The sequence below is a fragment of the Pseudomonas sp. Pso3 genome, assembly GCF_055393275.1.
Window position 1 is genome coordinate 1293010 of sequence record NZ_AP043687.1, and the last position, 19959, is coordinate 1312968.

Annotated in this window: 18 protein-coding genes; 5 read left to right on the plus strand and 13 right to left on the minus strand. The window is 67.8% G+C overall.

The features are described from left to right. Positions 1 to 19: 19 nt before the first annotated feature. Positions 20 to 3331 (minus strand): EAL domain-containing protein, encoded by a 3312-nt coding sequence (locus ACZ5R1_RS06065; RefSeq protein WP_464712878.1) that lies wholly within the window; start codon positions 3329 to 3331, stop codon positions 20 to 22. A gap of 139 nt (positions 3332 to 3470) precedes the next feature. Then, entirely contained in the window at positions 3471 to 5141 is a 1671-nt protein-coding gene (gene leuA / locus ACZ5R1_RS06070) for a 2-isopropylmalate synthase (RefSeq protein WP_007162440.1), read from the minus strand. A gap of 363 nt (positions 5142 to 5504) precedes the next feature. On the opposite strand from leuA, the gene ACZ5R1_RS06075 reads away from it, so the two are divergent. Then, entirely contained in the window at positions 5505 to 5936 is a 432-nt protein-coding gene (locus ACZ5R1_RS06075; RefSeq protein ID WP_464712879.1) for a DUF4174 domain-containing protein, read from the plus strand. Between the two features lie 590 nt (positions 5937 to 6526). Here the strand turns inward: ACZ5R1_RS06075 and ACZ5R1_RS06080 are convergent. Together ACZ5R1_RS06080 and ACZ5R1_RS06085 are read right to left on the minus strand one after the other, a co-directional pair. Beyond that, positions 6527 to 7195, minus strand: coding sequence for a glutathione S-transferase family protein (locus tag ACZ5R1_RS06080; protein WP_197851507.1), 669 nt, complete (start codon positions 7193 to 7195; stop codon positions 6527 to 6529). A 29-nt stretch (positions 7196 to 7224) separates the two neighbouring features. Next, positions 7225 to 8505 (minus strand): mechanosensitive ion channel family protein, encoded by a 1281-nt coding sequence (locus ACZ5R1_RS06085; RefSeq protein ID WP_027598333.1) that lies wholly within the window; start codon positions 8503 to 8505, stop codon positions 7225 to 7227. Positions 8506 to 8617: 112 nt separating this feature from the next. Here ACZ5R1_RS06085 and ACZ5R1_RS06090 point away from each other — a divergent pair, with 112 nt between their 5' ends. Both ACZ5R1_RS06090 and ACZ5R1_RS06095 read left to right on the plus strand, forming a co-directional pair. Further along, positions 8618 to 9007 carry a DUF6491 family protein gene (locus ACZ5R1_RS06090; protein ID WP_042138562.1) on the plus strand — a complete coding sequence of 130 codons (390 nt, stop codon included), beginning with the start codon at positions 8618 to 8620 and terminating at the stop codon, positions 9005 to 9007. Between the two features lie 6 nt (positions 9008 to 9013). Further along, positions 9014 to 9568, plus strand: a complete 555-nt coding sequence (locus ACZ5R1_RS06095) for a DUF488 domain-containing protein (RefSeq protein ID WP_042138560.1) — start codon at positions 9014 to 9016, stop codon at positions 9566 to 9568. Positions 9569 to 9583: 15 nt separating this feature from the next. Here ACZ5R1_RS06095 and ACZ5R1_RS06100 read toward each other — a convergent pair whose 3' ends face one another. The 3 genes from ACZ5R1_RS06100 to ACZ5R1_RS06110 all read right to left on the minus strand — a co-directional run bounded on the left by ACZ5R1_RS06100 (position 9584) and on the right by ACZ5R1_RS06110 (position 11903). Next, positions 9584 to 9790 carry a hypothetical protein gene (locus ACZ5R1_RS06100; RefSeq protein WP_042138558.1) on the minus strand — a complete coding sequence of 69 codons (207 nt, stop codon included), beginning with the start codon at positions 9788 to 9790 and terminating at the stop codon, positions 9584 to 9586. Between the two features lie 108 nt (positions 9791 to 9898). Then, positions 9899 to 10720 (minus strand): peptidoglycan DD-metalloendopeptidase family protein, encoded by an 822-nt coding sequence (locus ACZ5R1_RS06105; RefSeq protein ID WP_464712880.1) that lies wholly within the window; start codon positions 10718 to 10720, stop codon positions 9899 to 9901. A 76-nt stretch (positions 10721 to 10796) separates the two neighbouring features. Then, positions 10797 to 11903: an L-dopachrome tautomerase-related protein gene (locus ACZ5R1_RS06110; RefSeq protein ID WP_464712881.1), complete on the minus strand. Its 1107-nt coding sequence runs from the start codon at positions 11901 to 11903 to the stop codon at positions 10797 to 10799. Between the two features lie 160 nt (positions 11904 to 12063). Here ACZ5R1_RS06110 and ACZ5R1_RS06115 point away from each other — a divergent pair, with 160 nt between their 5' ends. Continuing rightward, entirely contained in the window at positions 12064 to 12243 is a 180-nt protein-coding gene (locus ACZ5R1_RS06115; RefSeq protein ID WP_027598327.1) for a hypothetical protein, read from the plus strand. Between the two features lie 3 nt (positions 12244 to 12246). On the opposite strand, the gene ACZ5R1_RS06120 is transcribed toward ACZ5R1_RS06115, so the two are convergent. Beyond that, complete coding sequence (locus tag ACZ5R1_RS06120) at positions 12247 to 13284, minus strand: purine-nucleoside phosphorylase (RefSeq protein WP_007163077.1); 1038 nt, start codon at positions 13282 to 13284, stop codon at positions 12247 to 12249. A 73-nt stretch (positions 13285 to 13357) separates the two neighbouring features. Continuing rightward, positions 13358 to 14737 (minus strand): exodeoxyribonuclease VII large subunit, encoded by a 1380-nt coding sequence (gene xseA, locus ACZ5R1_RS06125; protein ID WP_464712882.1) that lies wholly within the window; start codon positions 14735 to 14737, stop codon positions 13358 to 13360. Positions 14738 to 14839: 102 nt separating this feature from the next. On the opposite strand from xseA, the gene ACZ5R1_RS06130 reads away from it, so the two are divergent. After that, positions 14840 to 15391 (plus strand): hypothetical protein, encoded by a 552-nt coding sequence (locus tag ACZ5R1_RS06130; protein WP_027601495.1) that lies wholly within the window; start codon positions 14840 to 14842, stop codon positions 15389 to 15391. A gap of 246 nt (positions 15392 to 15637) precedes the next feature. On the opposite strand, the gene otnI is transcribed toward ACZ5R1_RS06130, so the two are convergent. The 4 genes from otnI to otnK form a co-directional block, all read right to left on the minus strand. Beyond that, complete coding sequence (otnI, locus tag ACZ5R1_RS06135; RefSeq protein WP_464712883.1) at positions 15638 to 16417, minus strand: 2-oxo-tetronate isomerase; 780 nt, start codon at positions 16415 to 16417, stop codon at positions 15638 to 15640. Between the two features lie 14 nt (positions 16418 to 16431). After that, a complete protein-coding gene (locus tag ACZ5R1_RS06140; RefSeq protein ID WP_027601498.1) occupies positions 16432 to 17892 on the minus strand; it encodes a GntT/GntP/DsdX family permease in 1461 nt (486 codons plus the stop codon). Between the two features lie 139 nt (positions 17893 to 18031). Then, positions 18032 to 18670 carry a 3-oxo-tetronate 4-phosphate decarboxylase gene (gene otnC, locus ACZ5R1_RS06145; protein ID WP_042138545.1) on the minus strand — a complete coding sequence of 213 codons (639 nt, stop codon included), beginning with the start codon at positions 18668 to 18670 and terminating at the stop codon, positions 18032 to 18034. Beyond that, a complete protein-coding gene (otnK, locus tag ACZ5R1_RS06150) occupies positions 18667 to 19959 on the minus strand; it encodes a 3-oxo-tetronate kinase (RefSeq protein ID WP_464712884.1) in 1293 nt (430 codons plus the stop codon). Before otnK ends, otnC begins: the two co-directional genes overlap by 4 nt.

Sequence of the window (19959 nt, forward strand, 5' to 3'; positions counted from 1 at the left end):
TACGACCGATGGCTGCGGCTCAAGGTTCGAGGCGCGTAGGCCCGGGCCACTCCCGCAGGGGGAGGGGTTTGCCGAGGGCATAGCCCTGGGCGTAGTCCACGCCGATGGTGCCGAGCAATTCGAAGGTGGCCTGGGACTCGACGAATTCGGCGATGGTCTCGGCGCCGAGGTGGTGGGCGACCTGGTTGATGGATTCGACGATGGCGCGATCCAGCGGATCCTGGTCGAGGCTGCGGATGAAGCTGCCGTCGATCTTCACGTAGTCGACGCGGAAGTGCTTGAGGTAGGCGAAGGAGCTGAGGCCGGCGCCGAAATCATCCAGGGCGATGCGGCAGCCGCGTTCGCGGACCTGGCTGATGAGCGCCGAGGCCACCGAGAGCTTGTTGATCACCGCGGTCTCGGTCAGCTCGAAGAGCAGGCGCTGCGGATCCAGCGGCGAGGCCGCGATCAGCTCCAGCAATTCGGGCAGGAAGTCGGGATCGCTCAGGCTGTTGCCCGAGAGATTGATGCCCACGTGCAGCCCGGGTCGTTCCTGCAGCCAGGGCACCAGCTCGACCAGCACCTGACGCACCACCCAGCGGTCGATGCTGCTCATCAGGCCGAAGCGCTCGGCGGCCGGGATGAAGGTGGCTGGCGAGATCAGCTGGCCTTGGACATCGCGCAGGCGCAGCAGCAACTCGACATGCTGCGCCGCGCCGCCGCGGCTCCGGGTGGGGACGATGGTCTGGGCGTGCAGTTCGAAGCGATGCTGCTCCAGGGCCTCGCGCAGGCCGCTGGCCATGAGGATCTCGCGGTGCTGGCGCTCGACGTCCTCGCTGCCGGCGCGATAGAGCGCCGCGCGATTGCGCCCGGCGTGCTTGGCGGTGTAGCAGGCCACGTCGGCCTGACTCATCAATTCGGCCGGGCTCGGGGTTTCGGCGGTGATGGCGACGATGCCAGCGCTGGCGCCGACGTCATAGATCCGGCTCTGCCAGTTGAAGCGCACGGCGCCGATGCTGGCGATGAGCTTTTCGGCGACGGCCTCGGCCTGCACCAGATCGCAGTCGCGCAGCAGCAGGGCGAATTCGTCGCCGCCGATCCGGGCCACGGCATCCGAGCCGCGCAGGGAGTCGCGCAGCAAGGTGCCCAGTTCGCGCAGTAGCAGATCGCCGGCGGCATGGCCGGCGGAATCGTTGACTACCTTGAAGCGATCGAGGTCGATGAAGCACAGCGCGTGCTGGACGGTCCCGGCCTGGGCCTGCTGCCAGGCGGCGTCCAGCTCCTGCTCGAACTTCAGGCGGTTGTAGAGGCCGGTCAGGGCGTCGTGGGAGGCGTTGTAGCTCAGCTCGCGCTGCAGATTGCGGGCATGGGTGACATTCTGGAACACCAGCACCGCGCCGATGATGCGGCCATCCACCGTACGCACTGGCGCGGCCGAATCCTGCACCTCGTGCCTGTCACCCTGGCGGCTGAGCAGTACCGCGCCCTCGTCCAGGGAGGTGATGGTCTGCTCGCGCAGGCAGCGGGTCACCGGACTGGGCAGGACCTCGTCGCTCTGGCTGTCGTGGATGAGGAACACCTCTTCGTGGGGCCGGCCCCGGGCATCCGCCAGCGACCAGCCGGTGAGCTGCTCGGCGACCGGATTGAGAAAGAGGATGCGCCCATCCATGTCGGTGGTCAGCACGGCGTCGGCGATGGAGGCCAGGGTGACCTGCAGCCGTTCCTTTTCCTCGTAGAGCGCCGTGGTCAGCTGGTGGTGCTCGGTGACGTCGCTGTTGCTGCCGACCAGGCGTACATGGCCGTCGGCCTCGACCACCGAGATCAGCTCGGAGCGGATATGGCGCACCTCGCCGCCGGGGCCGCCGCGGTTGATGCGGAAGTTGAAGGTGTAGAACATCGACTCGCTGGCGACCTTGTCGAACACCTCCAGCGAACGCGCCTTGTCGTCCGGGTGGATGAAGGTGAGCCAGAAGTCCATGTCCCGACTGAGATTGTCGGGGGCAATGCCGTAGAGATCTCTCAGCCGCGCATCGGCATTGAAACCCGGACTGCGGGTATCCCACTCCCAGATCCCCACGTTGCTGGCGCGAATGGCCAGTTGCAGTCGCTCGCGGAGCCGGGCGTTGGTCGCCTCGGCCCGGCGCTGGGCGTCGATGTCGCGGGCCTGCAGTAGATAGCCGGTGAGCAGGTCGCCATCATCATGGTCGGGCGACAGGGCCAGTTGCATCCACAGTCCCTGGCCGTCGCGGTGCAGCAGCCGGCGGGTCTGCTCGCCTTCCTCGATCGTCAGGGGTTCTTCGCTATCGGCGATCAACTCCTTGAGCGACCGGCCGTCGAGGCTGTGGCGCGGATAGCCGAGCATGGCCTCCAGGGCAGCATTCACCTGACTCAGACGGCCCTCCACCGACAGCAGCGCCATGCCATAGGGCGCGGCGCTCAGGGCATGGCGAAAGCGTGCCTCGTTGCGCGCCAGGCGCTGGTTGTGGTGACGGCTCTGCTGCACGGCGGCGGCCAGCAGCAGCGGAGGAATCTGCATCAGGGCCACGGGAATGTAGGTCAGGGCTTCCTGCACCAGGGTGGCGCCGCGAACGCCGAGCAGATAACCGTGGGCCACCAGGTAGGTGAAGATCAGGATGTTCAGGCCGCCGACCACCGCGGTACCCAGGGCAGTGAGCCTCAGGGTCAGCAGCAGCAGCAGGGTGGAGACGTAGACGAAGGGGTAGGGCACATAGGCCAGCAGGCCGAGCACCAGCACGGGGCTGATCAGCAGCAGGACGATGAACTCACGGGCACCCTGACGACTGAATTGCCGCCACTGCAGCGGGCGGCCGAGAAAGGCGAGGGGCATCATCACCAGCAGGCCGAGGGCGTCGCCGAGGTACCAGTGCAGGGCCACCCGCAGCAGCTCGGGATTGCCCTGCTGAGCGGCGATCAGGGTGCCCAGGGCGGTACCGGCCAGGGGCGTCACCAGCACCCCGTAGAACAGCAGTCGGCCCATGGCCGCGACATTGCGTTCGGGATGGAGGATGCGGCCATGCAGCAGCCAGGCGCCGAACAGGATCTCGGCCAGATTGGGTAGGGAATAGAGCGCGCCGATGGCCGGGTCCCCACTGAAGGGCAATTCGGCCAGGGCGCCGGCCAGCCAGACCGCCAGCAGTTGCAGCGGCCAGCGCCGGGGCGCCGAGCGCAGCAGCCAGGCGATCGCCAGGCCATTGGGCAACCAGAGGGTGGCCACGGTGGAGGACGCCTGGCGGGTGAAGAGGATGCACAGGACCGAACTGATCAGGAACAGCAGCGCCAGCGCGGTGGCGTCACGCAGCAGAGAGGTGTTTCGCGACAGAGTGAAGGTCATTGCCTATCCAGACAAGCTGCCCGGCTGGCCGAAGCGGGCAGGCGAGACGATCCCTAGGAAGCGGGGAGTATCTCCGCTGATTCGCCATAAAAAAAGGGAACACCGACAGGTATTCCCTTTGGTTTGACGAATGTCAGTTTCAGGCGGCCTTGGCCTGGGCCTGGGTCACCGCGCGATTCAGGGCGCTGAGCAGGGCGCGGAAGCTGGCGGTGGTGATGTTCTCGTCGATGCCGATGCCATGCAGCGGACGCTGACCTTCCAGGCGGACCTCGATGTAGGAAGCGGCTTTGGCGTTGGCGCCGGCGCCGATGGAGTGCTCGTGGTAGTCCATGATCTCCACCGCCTGCGGCAGGCTGGCGACCAGAGCTTCCAGCGGACCCTTGGCGGTGCCGTGCCAGTGCTCGGTACGACCTTCGACGGCGACCTTGATGTCGACGGTGGAGGTGCCGTCTTCCTCGCGCAGCTTGTGGCTGACCAGGGCGTAGGGGCTCTTGGCCTGCAGGTATTCCTGTTCGAGCAGGGCGTGGATCTGCGCCGCTGTCATCTCCAGGCCCAGGCGATCGGTTTCGCGCTGCACCACCTGGCTGAATTCGATCTGCATGCGGCGCGGCAGGCTGATGCCGTATTCCTGTTCCAGCAGGAAGGCGATACCGCCTTTGCCCGACTGGCTGTTGACGCGGATGACCGCCTCGTAGTCGCGGCCGATGTCGGCCGGGTCGATGGGCAGGTAGGGCACTTCCCAGAGGGCGTCCGGCTTCTGCTGGGCGAAGCCCTTGCGGATGGCGTCCTGGTGGGAACCGGAGAAGGCGGTGTGGACCAGATCGCCGACATAGGGATGGCGCGGGTGCACCGGCAGCTGGTTGCACTCCTCGACGGTCTTGCGCACGGCGTCGATGTCGGAGAAGTCCAGCTCGGGGTCGACGCCCTGGGTGTAGAGGTTGAGCGCCAGGGTCACCAGGCAGACGTTGCCGGTGCGCTCGCCATTGCCGAACAGGCAGCCTTCGACGCGATCGGCGCCGGCCATCACCGCCAGTTCCGAGGCAGCGACGCCGGTGCCGCGGTCGTTATGGGTGTGGACGCTGATCAGCACGCTGTCGCGGCGGTCGATGTGGCGACCGAACCATTCGATCTGGTCGGCGTAGTTGTTGGGCGTGGCGCACTCGATGGTGGCCGGCAGGTTGAGGATCAGCTTGTTGGCCGGGGTCGGTGCGAACACCGCGATCACCGCGTTGCACACCTCGACGGCGAAGTCGGTCTCGGTGGAGCTGAACACCTCGGGGGAGTACTCGAAGCCCCACTGGGTCTCCGGCCGCTCGGCGGCCAGGCGCACGATGGTCTGGCCGGCGGCCACGGCGATGGCCTTGACGCCGGCCTTGTCCTGGCCGAAGACGATGCGGCGGAAACTCGGCGCGCAGGCGTTGTAGTAGTGGACGATGGCGCGCTTGGCGCCCTTGAGCGATTCGAAGGTGCGCTCGATGAGGTCGTCACGGGCCTGGGTCAGCACCTGGATGGTGACGTCGTCGGGGATGTGACCGCCCTCGATCAGCTCGCGGACGAAGTCGAAGTCGGTCTGGGAGGCAGAGGGGAAGCCCACCTCGATCTCCTTCAGACCCACGGCGACCAGGCACTTGAAGAAGGCCATCTTCTTCTCGGCGTCCATCGGCTCGATCAGCGACTGGTTGCCGTCGCGCAGGTCGGTGGACAGCCAGATCGGCGCCTTGTCGATGACCTTGTCCGGCCAGGTGCGGTCGGGCAGGGCGACGGGCGTGAAGGGACGGTACTTCTGCGAGGGGTCTTTGAGCATGGTCATGGCGATTCTTTCCTTGGGCGTGGTCGGGACTTACGAAGCGAGCGCGGTCGAGCTTCGCAGTCGTGGACTGACCAGTCGCAGGCAGCGGTGCTGCCGGAGGAGGATAAGGGTATGGGCGTTGTGCATGGCGCTTACGTTAGTCCGCCCAGGCCAGGTCTCGCAATGTTCTTTTTGAAATTGGCAGGAATGTTCGATCAGGGCGATTTGGTGATGATTTATTGCTGGACGGGGCTGGTTATTGGTGATTTCTAAAAGAGCGGGTTTGTGTTTTTTGTGTAACCCGAAATCGCCGGGGCGATCCCTGGCGTCGGGTTGGGGTCAATGCTGGACGATTCCCGGCAACCGAACGGAAGGAAGGCGTCCATGAAGACTCTGGTGCTGGCAGGGCTGGCGACCACCCTGATCGCCGGCTTGGCGTCGGCGGCCCAGGCCGCCGACAACCCCCTGGAGGCGGAACGCTGGAAGACGCGGCCGCTGATCCTGGTGGCGCCGACGGCGAAGGATCCCCAGGTCGCGAAGCTTCGCGAAGAACTGGCGCAGCCGGCCAATCGCGAAGCCTTCGTCGAACGGGAAATGGTGCTCTATACGGTGGCGGGTGACGCCGGCAGCCGCAACGACGAGCCGCTGCGGCCGGAGCAGACCCGGGCGCTGCTCAAGGCGCTGGACGCCCGTGCCGGCCAGCCGGCAACGCTCTATCTGGTGGGCAAGGACGGCGGGGTCAAGGTGCGGGAGCAGCAGGATTGGTCGCTCAAGGCGCTGTTCGGCACCATCGACCGGATGCCGATGCGGCGGTAGTCGTGGCTTTCTCACCCCGGCCCTCTCCCAAGGGGGGAGAGGGGGTTCTCCGAGGCCATCCGGACGGCGGGTAGGGTGGACAACGGCGCAGCCTTGTCCACGTGGGAGCGCCGAGCCACCGGAAACATTGCGGGCTGAGTGCCTGAGCTGATCGCGGCCATGGGCCGCTCCTACAGGCTCCGATGTGACCATAGGAGCGGCCGCATCGGCGGACCGCCATGGCCGCGATAAGTAAGGTGGCGTGCCGTCAGTGGAAAACGCTGGCGCGGTTTTCCACGCTACGGGGCTGGGTTTTTCCCTCACCCCAGCCCTCTCCCAAAGGGAGAGGGGGTTTTCCTAGGCCATCCGGACGGCGTGTAGGGTGGACAACGGCGCAGCCTTGTCCACGCGGGTAAGGGGCCGTGCCGTCAGTGGAAAACGCTGGCGCAGTTTTCCACGCTACGGGGTTGCAGTTTTCCCTCACCCCAGCCCTCTCCCGAAGGGGGAGGGGGCCTGTCGAGGCAGCCGGATGCAGCGTAGGTTGGATTGGGCTTCAGCGATGTGGCTACTTCAACCCAACCTACTGCGTGAGGATATAGGCGTCCGAGCCTTCAGGCGTAGACGTAGGGCCCACCCTGCTCTAATGCCCGCTGATAAGCCGGACGCGCATGGATGCGCTTGAGGAAGTCCACCAGCTTGGGGCGCTTGCCGTTGTCCAGGCCGGCGCGGCTGGCGGCGGCTTCCAGGGGGAAGCTGAGCTGGATGTCGGCCGCGGTGAAGCTATCGCCGACGAACCAGCCGCTTGCGGCCAGCTGGCTTTCCAGGTAGTCCAGGTGCAGGTCGAGCTGGGGCTGGATGAAGCTGGCCGTAGCCTTGGCGGCGATGCCCTTGGCGATGGGCCTGGCAAAGAAGGGCATGGGCGAGCTAGCGATGCGGTCGAACACCAGCTTGAGCAGCAGCGGGGTCATGGCCGAGCCTTCGGCATAGTGCAGCCAGTAGGTGTAGCGCACGAACTCCGGGCTGTCCTGGGCGGGCAGCAATTGCGGGCCGTAGCGCCGCGCCAGGTAGTCGACGATGGCGCCGGATTCGGCCAGGGTCAGGTCGCCGTCGACGATCACCGGCGACTTGCCCAGCGGATGCACCTTGCGCAACTCCGGCGGGGCGAACAGGCCGCCCGCTGCTCGCTCGTAGCGTTGCACCCGATATTCGATACCGAGCTCTTCGAGCAGCCAGAGCACCCGCTGGGAGCGGGAGTTGTTCAGGTGGTGGACGACGATCATGGTCTTTCCTTAGGCCTGGAGCGGGCGGGTCAGGGCGCCGGGGTGCCCGGTTCGCCGAGGGAGGTCATGGCCTCGGTTGGCTCCAGCCGCATGCGGAAATCGCGTCCGCTCGGGTGCTGGAACACATGGAGGCCGAATTCCGGGAGGATGGAGAGCAGGTGGTCGAAGATGTCCCCCTGGATGCCCTCATATTGCGCCCACACCGTGGTGTTGGTGAAGCAGTAGATCTCCACCGGCAGACCCTCGCTGGAGAGCGGCATCTGGCGCACCAGCAGGGTCATGCCCTGGTGCACCCCGGGATGGGCGCGCAGATAGCGCTCCACATAGGCGCGAAAGGTGCCCAGGTTGGTGACCCGGCGGGTGTTGACCGGCTCCTGGCCGCGTTTTTCCAGCTTGCGATTCCAGTCCGCCAGTTCCTGTTCCTTGGCGGTGAGGTAGTCGTCCAGCAGGTTGAAGCGGTGCAGGTGCTCGCGCTCGGCGTCGCTGAGGAAGTGCACGCTGTTCTGGTCGATGTTGAGCGCGCGCTTGATCCGTCGGCCACCGGCTTCCTGCATGCCGCGGTAGTTGCGGAAGGAGTCGGTGATGAATCTCTTGGTGGGGATGGTGGTGATGGTCTTGTCGAAGTTCTGCACCTTGACCGTGTGCAGGGCGATGTCGATGACGTCGCCGTCGGCGTTGAGCTGGGGCATCTCGATCCAGTCGCCGACGCGGATGATGTCGTTGCTGGAGATCTGCACGCTGGCCACCAGGGAGAGCAGGGTGTCCTGGAAGATCAGCAGCAGCACCGCGGCCATGGCGCCGAGGCCGGAGAGCAGAATCAGCGGCGAGCGGTCGATCAGGGTGGCGATCATCAGGATGACCGCGATGGCGTAGATGACGATCTTGCTGACCTGGACGTAGCCCTTGATCGGCTTGAGCCGCGCCGAGGGCCGGCGCGAATAGAGCACGTTGACCACGTTCAGGGCGCTGCCCAGGGCCAGGGCGATGGTCAGCACGATGAAGGCGCTGCAGACGTTCTGCACCACGGTGACCAGGGCCTCGGGACGCCCGGGCACCAGTTCGATGCCGATCGACAGCACCAGGGCCGGGACGATGTTGGCCAGCCGGCCGATGACGCGGTGGTGATTGAGCTCCTGGTCCTGACCGAAGGAGGTGCTGCGTAGCAGGCGATAGAAGCCGCGCACCAGGATGCGCTTGACGATCCAGTTGAGCACCCAGGCCGCCAGCAGCAGGCCGAGGCAGGCGACCAGGGTGAGCAGTTGCGGGTGTTTTTCGAGGTCGTCGATCAGGTTGGTCAGGGCCGTGGGCATAGGGGGTCTCTTGACGGGATACTACGGGCGCCACGTTAGCAAAGCTGCGCCCAGCATGCCGTATTCGGCGCCCGTGGTCGGTCCAAGGTTCAGCCCTTCCAGGAAAATTTCCATGCGCGTTCTCCCTGCCTTTTTCACCCTCGTCGCCGTGCTGCTGCTCGCCGGTTGCGCCGGACGTCCCTTCGGACCGCCGACCCTGGACGATCGCCTGGCCGACCTCGGCTATCGGCAGGGCGCGGCCATGGACACCATCCTGGGCTTCGATCTGTCCGGCTGGCACTACCTGGACACCCGGCACCTGGCGCTGGGCACCGGGTTGGGCCGCGCCTACCTGGTGGACTTCACCGTGCCCTGCCGCAATCTGGCCGCTGGCAATCGCCTCGGCTATCGCTCGCGGGCTGCCGGCCTGCGCCCGGGTGACGTCCTCGTCTCCACCGATGCCCGGGGCAACCGTATGGAGTGCCCCATCGGCGGGCTGTATCGCCTCGATCCCTGGCGCTGAAATCCCATGATCCTGACCCTCGGTCATTCCAATCATCCGCTGGCGCGCTATGTCGAGCTGCTGCAGGCGCAGGGGGTGACGGCAGTGGCCGATGTGCGCTCCCAACCCTATAGCCGCCATGTGCCCCAGTATCGCCGCGAGGCCCTGCGCGACGGTCTGGCCGCGGCGGGGATCGCCTATGTGTTCTTGGGCCGGGAGCTGGGCGCGCGCAGCCCGGACCCAGCGCATTACGAGGACGGACAGCTGCGCTATGACCGCCTGGCCGCCAGCGCGCCGTTCCAGCAGGGATTGCTGCGGCTGGAGCAGGGCCAGGCCCGCTGGCGCATCGCCCTGCTCTGCGCCGAGCGCGATCCCCTGACCTGTCATCGTGGCCTGCTGGTGGCGCCCTGCCTGGTGCGGCGGGGCCTGGCAGTGACCCATATCCATGCGGACGGTCGGTTGGAATCCCAGGCCGAGCTGGAGGACCGGCTACTGGCCGCGACTGGGCTGGCGGATGGCGATCTGTTCAGCTCGCGAGAGGAGCGGCTGCAGCAGGCCTATGCGCGCCATGGCTGGGGCTAGGAAAGAAAAGCGAATTTAGCGCTCGACCGGCTCGCGCTTCTTCCACCAGCCGGCATAGAGGCCGATGGGATAGACACTGACCAGCACGGCGTATACCACCCAGGTGCGCCAGGACCAGGCCGACAGCACGAACCCCTGGGAGAAGCCGACCAGCAGGTAGCAGGCCGCTGCGACCAGCAGGATGCTGCCGAGGGCACTGCCGAAGCGGGGTTTCTCAGTCATGGCGTCGGCTCCAGGCCCGGGCGGCCGCAGGAAAGAAAGGGCGTTCCTTTTAAGCCGAAGCCGGCTGTCTGGCAATGCCTGCGACTGCTACCAATTGTTTGCCACTGTTCAGGGCTTGAAGGCACCGATGAAGATGCTCGGATCGACGCGCACGTCGTTGAGGCTGACGTTCCAGTGCAGGTGCGGCCCGGTCGCGCGCCCGGTGCTGCCGACGCGACCGACCACGCCGCCGCGGGCCACCTCCTGGCCGACCTGGACGTCGACGCGGGAGAGGTGGCAGAACATGCTGATCAGTCCCTGGCCGTGGTCGACGAACACCGTCCTGCCATTGAAGAAGTAGTCGCCCACCAGCACCACCTTGCCGGCCGCGGGCGCCTTGACCGGGGTGCCGGCGGGCACCGCGAAGTCCAGGCCGGAATGCGGATTGCGCTCCTGGCCATTGAAGAAGCGACGCAGGCCGAAGGGGCTGGAGAGCGGGCCATCCACCGGCTTGTCGAGGAGCAGATTGCTGGGCTGGTTCGGCGAGAACAGCCGGTAGGCGGCCTGCTGTTCGGCCAGTTCCCGCTCGAAGCGCTTGAGGTCTTCGGGGTTGGGGGTGACCTGGCGCTGGTTCTTCAGGGTGATGCGCTGCTCGGCATAGTGGCGGCTACCGACCGTGAAGGCCTGGGGTGCTGCGCCGGCGACCTCCAGCGGCTGGCGACCCGCGGCGGTGCCCAGGGGGATGCCGACGATGGCCATCCAGCCGTTGCCGTCCTTGACCACCAGCACCGGCTTGCCCTGGTAGCGCACCCGCGGCGCCGCGTCGCCGGGGATCGGCACCACGGCGACACCACCCGGCACGGGCTTGTCCAGCAGGCGTTGCAGGTAGGTACCGGCGTGGGCGGGCAGGGCGAGGAACAGGCAGCAGAGCAGGGGCAGCAGGCGGGACATGGGGTTTTCCAACGGCGAAAACGCCCATGCTGGAGCAGGCGAGGGCCGCAGGGCAAGGCGCCCGCAGCCCGCTTCGTCAGTTGGGCACGATCTTGTAGAGCACGGTTTCCAGGGCCGGCTTCTGCTTGGGATCGAAGAAGCTCATCTCGGGGATGCGCGAATCCGTGACATAGACGGTGCCATCCGGTCCGCGGCCGAAGGTGTCCGGCCAGATCAGCTTCTTGTCCTGCACCAGGGTGGTGAGCTGGCCGTTCTCGCGGATCTTCACCGCATGGTCTTCCACCGCGCTGACATAGAGGCGCCCTTGCGGGTCCATCAGCAGGCCATCGGCCGGACCGTTCTCGCCGACCTTTTCCACCTTGGCCGGCAGGCTGGCGAGGTCGTCGCCCTGCAGCGCCGCGGTGGCGATGCGGTAGAGGGTATTGCCCTTGACCGCCTGCCAGTAGAGGTAGTCGCCTGCCGGGGAGAGGGCGATGCCGTCGGCGGAGAATTCCACGCCGCGGCCATCCGGACGCACCAGCGGCTCGCCATCGGCCTTGACCTTGACGCCCTTCTCGGCCTGGGTACTCGGATCGCCATCCAGGGCGCGCCGTGCCTTGCCGCTTTCCAGATCCAGAACCACCAGGGCGCCGCGGGCACCGGAATCGGTGATATAGGCGTAGCGACCGTCCGGGCTGAATCTCACGTCGTTGAGGTAGCTGCCCTGGGGCGCCACGCTCTCGTCCAGCGCATAGACCTTGCTCACCTGGTTGCTGGCCAGGTCGATCTTGACCAGCTTGGGTGCGCCGGGCACCACCAGCGCCTGGGCCGGAGCGCCCGGATCGATCACCCAGAGACTGCCGCGACCGTCGGCCACCACGGATTGCACGCAGACCCAGTGGTTGCCCGGGGTCAGCTCGTCGCGCTTGGCATTGCGCCAGCCGTTCCACGCCGGGTCCGGATAGGGCACCAGGCTGCCATCGGGCTTGAGTTCAGCGACCGAGACCTCGCTGTCTTCGGTCCAGCGGGGGAAGTTGACGAAGATCCGTCCGCTCTCGCTGACGGTGACGCCGGTGACCTGGTGATCGAAGCTGGCGACCTTTTCCAGTTTGGCGCTGGATTCGGCGGCCAGGGCGGCCGGTGCCAGGGGCAGGGCGGTCAGCAGGGTGGCCAGGGCGAGGCGGGAGAGGGCGGGTCTGGGCATGGCGGATTCCTGATGGGTGACCGGAAGGGCCGGTCCTGCAGGTACGACTGCGCCAGCCGCCCGGAAGATCGCCGGGGCCGACGGCCGGCCGGCCCTGGCCCCAGGCGGGAACGTCCGTGGAAATCCCGGGGTCCTCCTTCAAACCCCCAGGGAGAAGACCATGCCTCGTCTCATCACCAGCAGCCTGGCCCTGCTGACCCTCGGCGCTCTGCTCGCCGGTTGCGACAAGTCGCCGGAAACGCCACCACCCCAGCGCAGCGAGGTGGTGCAAAAGAGCGCGCCGGGCAGCGATCCGGCTACCCAGTCACCCGAGCGAACCGTGGAGCAGCCCCGCCAGTAGGGCTCAGCTCGCCGGCACGCCCTGCTGCCAGACGTCCCAGTGTTCGACGATCTCCTGCACCAGCGGATTGCCGGTGCGATAGAGATTTTCCAGCGCCGGGGCGAAGCCGCCCTGCTTGGCGTAGTCGAGCAGGTTGTCGACCTCGGAGGCGCCCTTGGCCGGACGGTCGAAGTCCGAGCCGGCACGGACCACCGCCAGGCGTTGCAGGTCCACCTTGCCCAGGCGGCTGGCGCGCAGCAGGGCCTCGTAGGTGGCGTTGTCCTCCTGCTGGGTGGTGCAGTAGCGGCCCTGGCCGTTGGTGAGCAGGCGGGTCCATTCCTCGGCGCGTTCGGAGAGGCGGGTGCCGGAATACCAGGTGTCGCCGGCCAGGGTGTCGCAGCGGGTCACCACCGGCGGCTGGTTGGCCGGGGCGTAATCGTAGCGTTGGCGCCAGGCCTTGGATTCCGCGCTCTCGGTCAGCTCGGCCTGGCGGGACAGGGCATAGGCCTTGTCCCTCAGCCGCACATTGAGTTCGAACACCTCGGTCTTGTAGTCCAGCGGCGGTTTCTCGCCCGGCCCCCGGGTGTTGATGCCCAGGTAGCCGGTGGGCCAGTCCTTGGGCACGTCGCGGGGATCGAGCTCCCACTGGATGCCGAAGTCCACCAGGTAGCGCGCCCAGGCGGTGGTGCCCAGGGTGCCTTCCTTGGGACTGATCCCGGCGATGCCGGCGATCAGGAAGTAGGTGTGTTTGAGGTCGAACTTGGGCGACAGGGTCAGCGCCAGGGTCGAGGCGGCGGCGTTGGCGTGCCCCATTCCAGTGGTCATCAGGCACACCCGTGCCTCATTGCAGAGCACATCCGGATAGTCGGCGGAGAGCCCGTCGACGGCGACCTTATGGGTGAGCTTGAGGCGATCGATCCAGGTCTGGGCCTCGGGGGCGAACATCGCCACGAGCATGACCTTGGGTTGCAGCGGCGCGGCGGGCGGGGTCGCGGCCTGGGCCGCGCCGGCCAGCAGGGCGGTGGTGAGGGGAAACAGGGAAGCGCGCAGAAGGGAATGCATGGAGGGCCTCGGTAGGGGGAAATCCTGACCGAGGGTTCAAGATACATGCCACCATCGGTCCGGGTTGGACCGATTAGTCCAACAGAGACAGAGTGGTGGGTTCTTGGTGATTGTCCAGTACCCGCACCGCCAGTTCGCCCTCGGCGAGGCGGGCAATGAGCTTTTGCCCATTGGCGACCTCGGCGGCGGACCGCACGGCATGGCCCCGCTCGTCGAGCAGGATGCTGTAGCCGCGACCCAGGGTCGCCAGGGGGCTGACGATCTGCAGCGTCTGCACGGTGCCGGCCAGGCGCTGCTGGCGCTCCTTCAACTGGCGCTGCATGACCCGGGGCAGCCGCTCGGCCAGTTGCTCCAGGCGCTGGCGCAACAGAGCCAGCTGGCGCCCGGGATGCTGGCCGGCCAGGCGGGTGTCCAGGTGCGCCAGGCGATCGCGACGGCGATTCTGGGCGATGACATAGGCACGGCGCAGGCGCAGGTCCAGGTCGTCCAGCCGCTGGGCCTGCTGACGCAGTCGTTCGCCAGGGTGACGCAGACGACGGCTGCAGGCTTCCAGACGCAGGCGCTCGCGGGCCAGGCGCTCGCGCATGCGCAGGAGCAACTGGCGATGCAGACCGTCCAGGCGCTGGCGCAGGTCGGCGCTGTGGGGCGCCAGCAACTCCGCGGCCGCCGACGGGGTAGGGGCACGGACATCGGCGACGAAGTCGGCGATGGAGACATCGGTCTCGTGGCCGACGGCGCTCACCACCGGGGTCTGGCAGGCGGCCAGGGCGCGGGCCACGGGTTCTTCGTTGAAGCACCAGAGGTCTTCCAGAGAGCCACCGCCCCGGGCCAGGATCAGCGCATCGAAGCCCTGGCGGTCGGCCAGTTGCAGGGCGCGGACGATCTGGGCGGTGGCCTCGCGGCCCTGCACCGCGGTGGGGATCAGGGTCAGCTCCACCTGGGGCGCGCGTCTCTTGAAGACGCTGACGATGTCGCGGATCACCGCGCCGGTCGGCGAGGAGACGATGCCGATGCGCTGCGGATGGGCGGGCAGCGGGCGCTTGCGTTCGGCGGCGAACAGGCCCTCGGCGGCCAGCCGCTCCTTGAGTGCCTCGAAGGCCAGGCGCAGGGCACCGTCGCCGGCCGGTTCGACGCTGTCGAGGATCAGCTGGTAGTCGCCGCGGCCTTCGAACAGCGAGACCTTGCCGCGCACCTTGACCGCCAGGCCGTCGCGCAGGGCCTGGCGCACCCGGTTGGCGTGCTGGCGGAACAGCGCGCAACGCACCTGGGCCTGGCCGTCCTTGAGGGTGAAATAGAGATGGCCGGACGCCGGCTTGGCCAGGTTGGAGATCTCGCCCTCGACCCAGACCTGGGCGAAGACGTCCTCCAGCAGCACCCGGGCGCGGCTGTTGAGCTGGCTGACGCTGAGCACCTCGCGGTCGAGACCGAGGCGGGCGAAGGGGTCCTTGAACATGGGGCGCTTTCTATGGCTTTCGTCGGCCTCACCTTAGCAGCTATGGGCGCGCGGCGAGCAGCGGATTAAGCTGCGCGCCCCATTCTTCGAGACCCGCGTTCCATGACCCTGCGCCAGACCATCCTCGCTCCCCGCATTTCCAGCCATCCACGGGTGGAGCGCACCGCCGTGGAGATCCTTGGCTGGCTCGCCGCCAGCGGCGTGGTCCGGGCCGAGGCCTCGCCCTGCCTGCCCAGCCGCGGCCGGCGGGGCCATGCGCCGGGTCCGCGACTGACCGAGGTGCTGCGCCTGGCGCCGGGCATGGACGATCCGCGCGACTATGCCGATGGCGGTCTGGAGATCGTCACCGAGCGCTGCATCTTCACCCCGCTGGACGGCTTCGAGGGGCGGGCGCGTTGCCCTGCCTGCCGTCGCGAGATCGGTGAAGCGCTGTTCGAGCACCTGGAGGTGTGGATGCCGGCGGAAAGCGACAACTTCGCCTGCCCGGAATGCGATCACGAAGACGACATCAACGGCTTCGACTTCCCCCAGCCCTGCGCCTTTTCCGACCTGGGCTTCATCTTCAACCACTGGCCGGCACGGGCCTTCGCTCCGGCCTTCCTGGAGGAATTCCGGAGAAGGCTGGGGCAGCCGTTGGCGGTGGTGGAGGTCTAAGGGTTTTTAGGATGTTTATCGCGGCCATGGGCCGCTCCTACAGGCTCCGATTCATCTGTAGGAGCGGCCCATGGCCGCGATAGAGCGATAGATCCTTAGCGTGGAAAACCGCGTAGCGTTTTCCACCGGGCACGGTGCTTGATGGTAGGTTGGGTTGAGAGGGCTTTTTCGTCGAAGCCCAACAGGCACGCGCGGCTGGATGTGTGGGGTGTTGGGCTTTGCTGCGCTCAACCCAACCTACGTCTCTTATGCCTGCAACTTGCGCAACCACTCCAGCCCGGCCGAGGTATCGCCGCGCGGGCGGTACTCGCAGCCGATCCAGCCGTCGTAGCCGAGGGCGTCGAAGCGCTCGAACAGGTAGGGGTAATGGAGCTCCCCCAGGTCCGGTTCGTGGCGGTCGGGCACCCCGGCGATCTGCACGTGGCCGATGCCGGCGAAGTCGCGCTCGAAGGTCTTGCTGACATCGCCCTCGACGATCTGGCAGTGGTAGCAATCGAATTGCACCTTCAGATTGTCAGCGCCTATGGTCTGGCGGATGGCCTGGGCGTCGTCCTGGCGATTGAGGAAATAGCCGGGCATGTCGCGCGGGTTGATCGGCTCGATGAGGATCGTCACCCCGGCCTTGGCCGCCTGCTCGGCGGCATGGGCCAGGTTGCCCAGGTAGGTGTCGCGGGCGCGGGCCCGGTCGACCCCGGCGGGCAGCAGGCCGGCCATCACGTGCACCAGGCGATTGCCCAGCACGGCGGCGTAGTCCAGGGCGCGGTCGATGCCGGCGCGGCACTCGGCCTCGCGACCGGGCAGGGCGGCCAGGCCGCGCTCGCCAGCGGCCCAGTCACCGGGTGGCGCGTTGAACAGCACCTGGGTCAGGCCGGCGGCGTCCAGCCGGGCCTTGATCTCGGCGGCACTGTGCTCGTAGGGAAAGAGGTATTCCACGGCCTGGAAGCCGTCCGCCGCGGCAGCGGCGAAGCGGTCGAGGAAGGCCTGCTCGGGATAGAGCATGCTGAGGTTGGCGGCGAAACGGGGCATGGCGATTTCCTAAGTCAGACGAAGGGCCAGAGCAGCAGGGTGATGGCGAAGCCCAGGCACCCCAGCAGGGTGGTCAGGACGGTCCAGGTACGCAAGCCGTCGGCGACGCTCAGGCCGACCAGCTTGGTGAAGATCCAGTAGCCGGCGTCGTTGATGTGCGACACGGCCAGACCGCCGGCGCCCATGGCCAGGCACAGCAGGGCCATGTGGTTGGCCGAGAGGTCCAGGGTGGCGATCAGCGGGCCGAGGATGCCGGCGGTGGTGACCAGGGCCACGGTGGTGGAGCCCTGGACCGCACGCAGCAGCAGGGTCAGCACGAAGCCCAGCGCCAGCACCGGCAGGCCGGTGGCGCGCAGCAGCTCCGAGACCACCGCGCCGATGCCGGTGTCCACCAGCACCTTGCCGAAGACGCCGCCGGCACCGGCGATGAGGATGACCATGGCGACGCCGGGCAGCGCCGAGCCGATGACGTCCGAGACCTGCTCGCGCGACCAGCCGCGGCGGAAGCCCAGCACATAGGCGCACAGCAGGGTGTCGATCAGCAGGGCCACCAGGGGCGCGCCGACCACGGTGAGGATGTCGCGCAGCAGGTTGCCGGCGGGCAGCCAGCTAGTGGCCAGGGTACCCAGCAGGATCAGCACGATGGGCAGCAGGATCAGGGTCACTACCAGACCGAAGCCGGGCGCCGGGGCGGGCGGCAGACCGGCGGCGAGGCCGGCCGGGGTCTCGTCGACCTTGACCGCAGCGGCGCCGAGGCTGGGCAGGCCGGGGGCCATGTCCTGGCCGCGGCCCCACTGCTGCAGGTGGGTGTCGGTGATCTGCGGACCATAGACGTCACTGCGGATATCGTCGGTCATGGGGTAGTGACGACGGGTCATGCGCCCGGCCACCCACCAGCCGATCAGGGCCAGCACGGCGGTGATCGGCAGGCCGAACAGCAGCACCCGACCCAGGTCGGCGCCCAGCTGGCCGGCGGCGGCCACGGCGCCCGGGTGGGGCGGCAGCATGGCGTGCACGGTGAGCATGGTGGCGCACATCGGCAGGGCAAAGACGATCAGCGGCTTGCGCGCGGTACGGGCGATGCCATAGGCCAGCGGCATCAGCACGATCACGCCGACCTCGAAGAACACCGGGATGCCGACCAGGAAGCCGGCCAGGGTCAGCGCCAGCGGCGTGCGTCTGTTGCCGAAGCGCTCGATCAGCGTCTTGGCCAGGGCCTCGGCGCCACCGGAGAGTTCGATGATGCGCCCGATCATGGCGCCCAGGGCGATGATGATGGCGATGTGGCCGAGGATCTTGCCCATGCCGCCTTCGATGGTCGCCACCAGCTTGGACGGCTCGACCCCGGCGGCCAGGGCCACCAGGATGCTCACCAGCATCAGCGCCACGAAGGGCTGGAATTTGTACTTGAGAACCAGGAACAGCAGCAGGGCGATGCCCGCCGCGGCGATGAGGACCAGCAGCAACGGACTCATGAACGGGACTCCGGGCGGGTGGGGCTAACGACGTGGGACATGGCACTTTCCTCGCTATTGTTGTTTTTCCAGGGCAAGCCGATCCCGCGACGGCCAACGAGGGCCATCGTGGGGGTATTGCGGTAACGCGGGCTTCAGGTCACCAGACGGCGCCGAAGGTCTCCGCCAGTTCGGCCAGCGCGGCGGCATCCAGCGGCGCCGGGCGCGGCTCGGTCAGCAGCCACAGCCGCGCGGTTTCTTCCAGCTCCTCCAGGGCGAAGCTGGCCTTGCTCACGCTGCTTTCCCAGACCACCGGACCGAGGCGTTCGAGCATCACACCGCGGACCCGGTTGGCCAGTTGCGCCACCTGCTCGGCGACGCTGGCGGCGCCGGGGCGGGCGTAGGGGATCAGCGGGATATGACCGACCTTCATCACCTGGTAGGGGGTGATGGGCGGCAGGATGTCGTCCGGGCGCCAGACGCCGGCCAGGGTCAGGGCCACCAGATGGGTGGAGTGGGTATGCACCACGCCGCCCACGCCGGGATTGCGGTCATAGACCTGGCGATGCAGGGCCAGGGTCTTGGACGGCTTGTCGCCGGAGACCCAGTCGCCGTTCAGGCCGACCTTGGCGATGGCGGCCGGATCGAGGCGACCGAGGCAGGCATCGGTGGGGGTGATCAGCCAGCCGTCTTCCAGGCGGGCGCTGATGTTGCCGGCGCTGCCCACGGTGTAGCCGCGGGCATAGAGGCTGGCGCCGACGGTACAGATTTCTTCGCGCAGCCGGGCTTCGACGCTCATGGCTGTTCTCCCGCCAGTTGGCGCAGGGCCTTGGCGAAGAAGTCGCGACTGCCGAAATTGCCGGACTTGAGCGCCAAGGCCAGGGGTTCGCCCTGCACCTGGCCGAGGGTGGCCGGCACGCCCGGATCGATCTGGGCGCCGATGCGCAGGGCCTGTACGCCCAGGGCCTGGACCACGGCGCCGGAGGTCTCGCCACCGGCCACCACCAGACGGCGTACGCCGCTGTCGAACAGGCCGCGGGCGATCAGGCCCAGGGCACGCTCCACCAGCTCACCGGCGCGCGCCACGCCTAGCTCGCGCTGGATGGCCTTGACCTCGTCGGCGGGGCTGGTGGCATAGATCAGCACGGCCTGGTCCTGCTCGCGCGCCCAGGCGAGGGCGGCGTCGATGGTGTCGTCACCCTGGGCAAGGGCTAGGGGGTCGAGGCGCAGGGCCGGGCGACCGGCGTCCAGCCAGGCAGCGACCTGGCCATTGGTGGCCTGGGACGCACTGCCGGCCAGCACGGCTTCGCCACCGGTGGGCAACTTTAGGGCGGCGGCGTCGTGCGCCTGCAGTAGACCGGCGCGGCGGAAATTCTCCGGCAGGCCCTGGGCGATGCCCGAACCACCGGTGACCAGGGGCAGCTCGGCACAGGCCGCGCCCAGGGTGTGCAGATCGGCATCGGAAAGGGCATCGGCGATGGCCAGACGATGACCCGAAGTCCGGAGCTCGGCGATGGCCGCGCGCACGGCCTCGGGGCCCTTGGCGACCTGGTCGTAGCGCAGCAGCCCTACCTTGCCGCGACTCTGGGCTTGCAGCACCCGCACCAGGTTGGCATCGCTCATGGGCGTCAGCGGGTGGTGCTGCATGCCGGATTCGCTGAGCAGCTGGTCCTGTACGAACAGGTGACCGCGAAACAGGGTGCGCCCGGTCTCCGGGAAGGCCGGGCAGGCCAGGGTGAAGTCGCAGTCCAGCGCCTCCTGCAGGGCCTCGGCCACCGGGCCGATGTTGCCTTCCGCGGTGGAGTCGAAGGTGGAGCAGTACTTGAAGAAGAACTGCCGGCAGCCACGCTGGCGCAGCCAGGCGAGGGCGGCCAGGGATTCGCTCACCGCCTCGGCCGCCGGCGTGGTGCGGGATTTCAGCGCCACTACCACGGCGTCGGCGGCTTCCAGTTCGGCGTCGGCCGCGGGCACGCCGATCACCTGCACGGTGCGCATGCCGCCGCGCACCAGCATGTTGGCGAGATCGGTGGCGCCGGTGAAGTCGTCGGCGATGCAGCCCAGCAGCGGGCGGGTCTCGGTCGCGCTCAT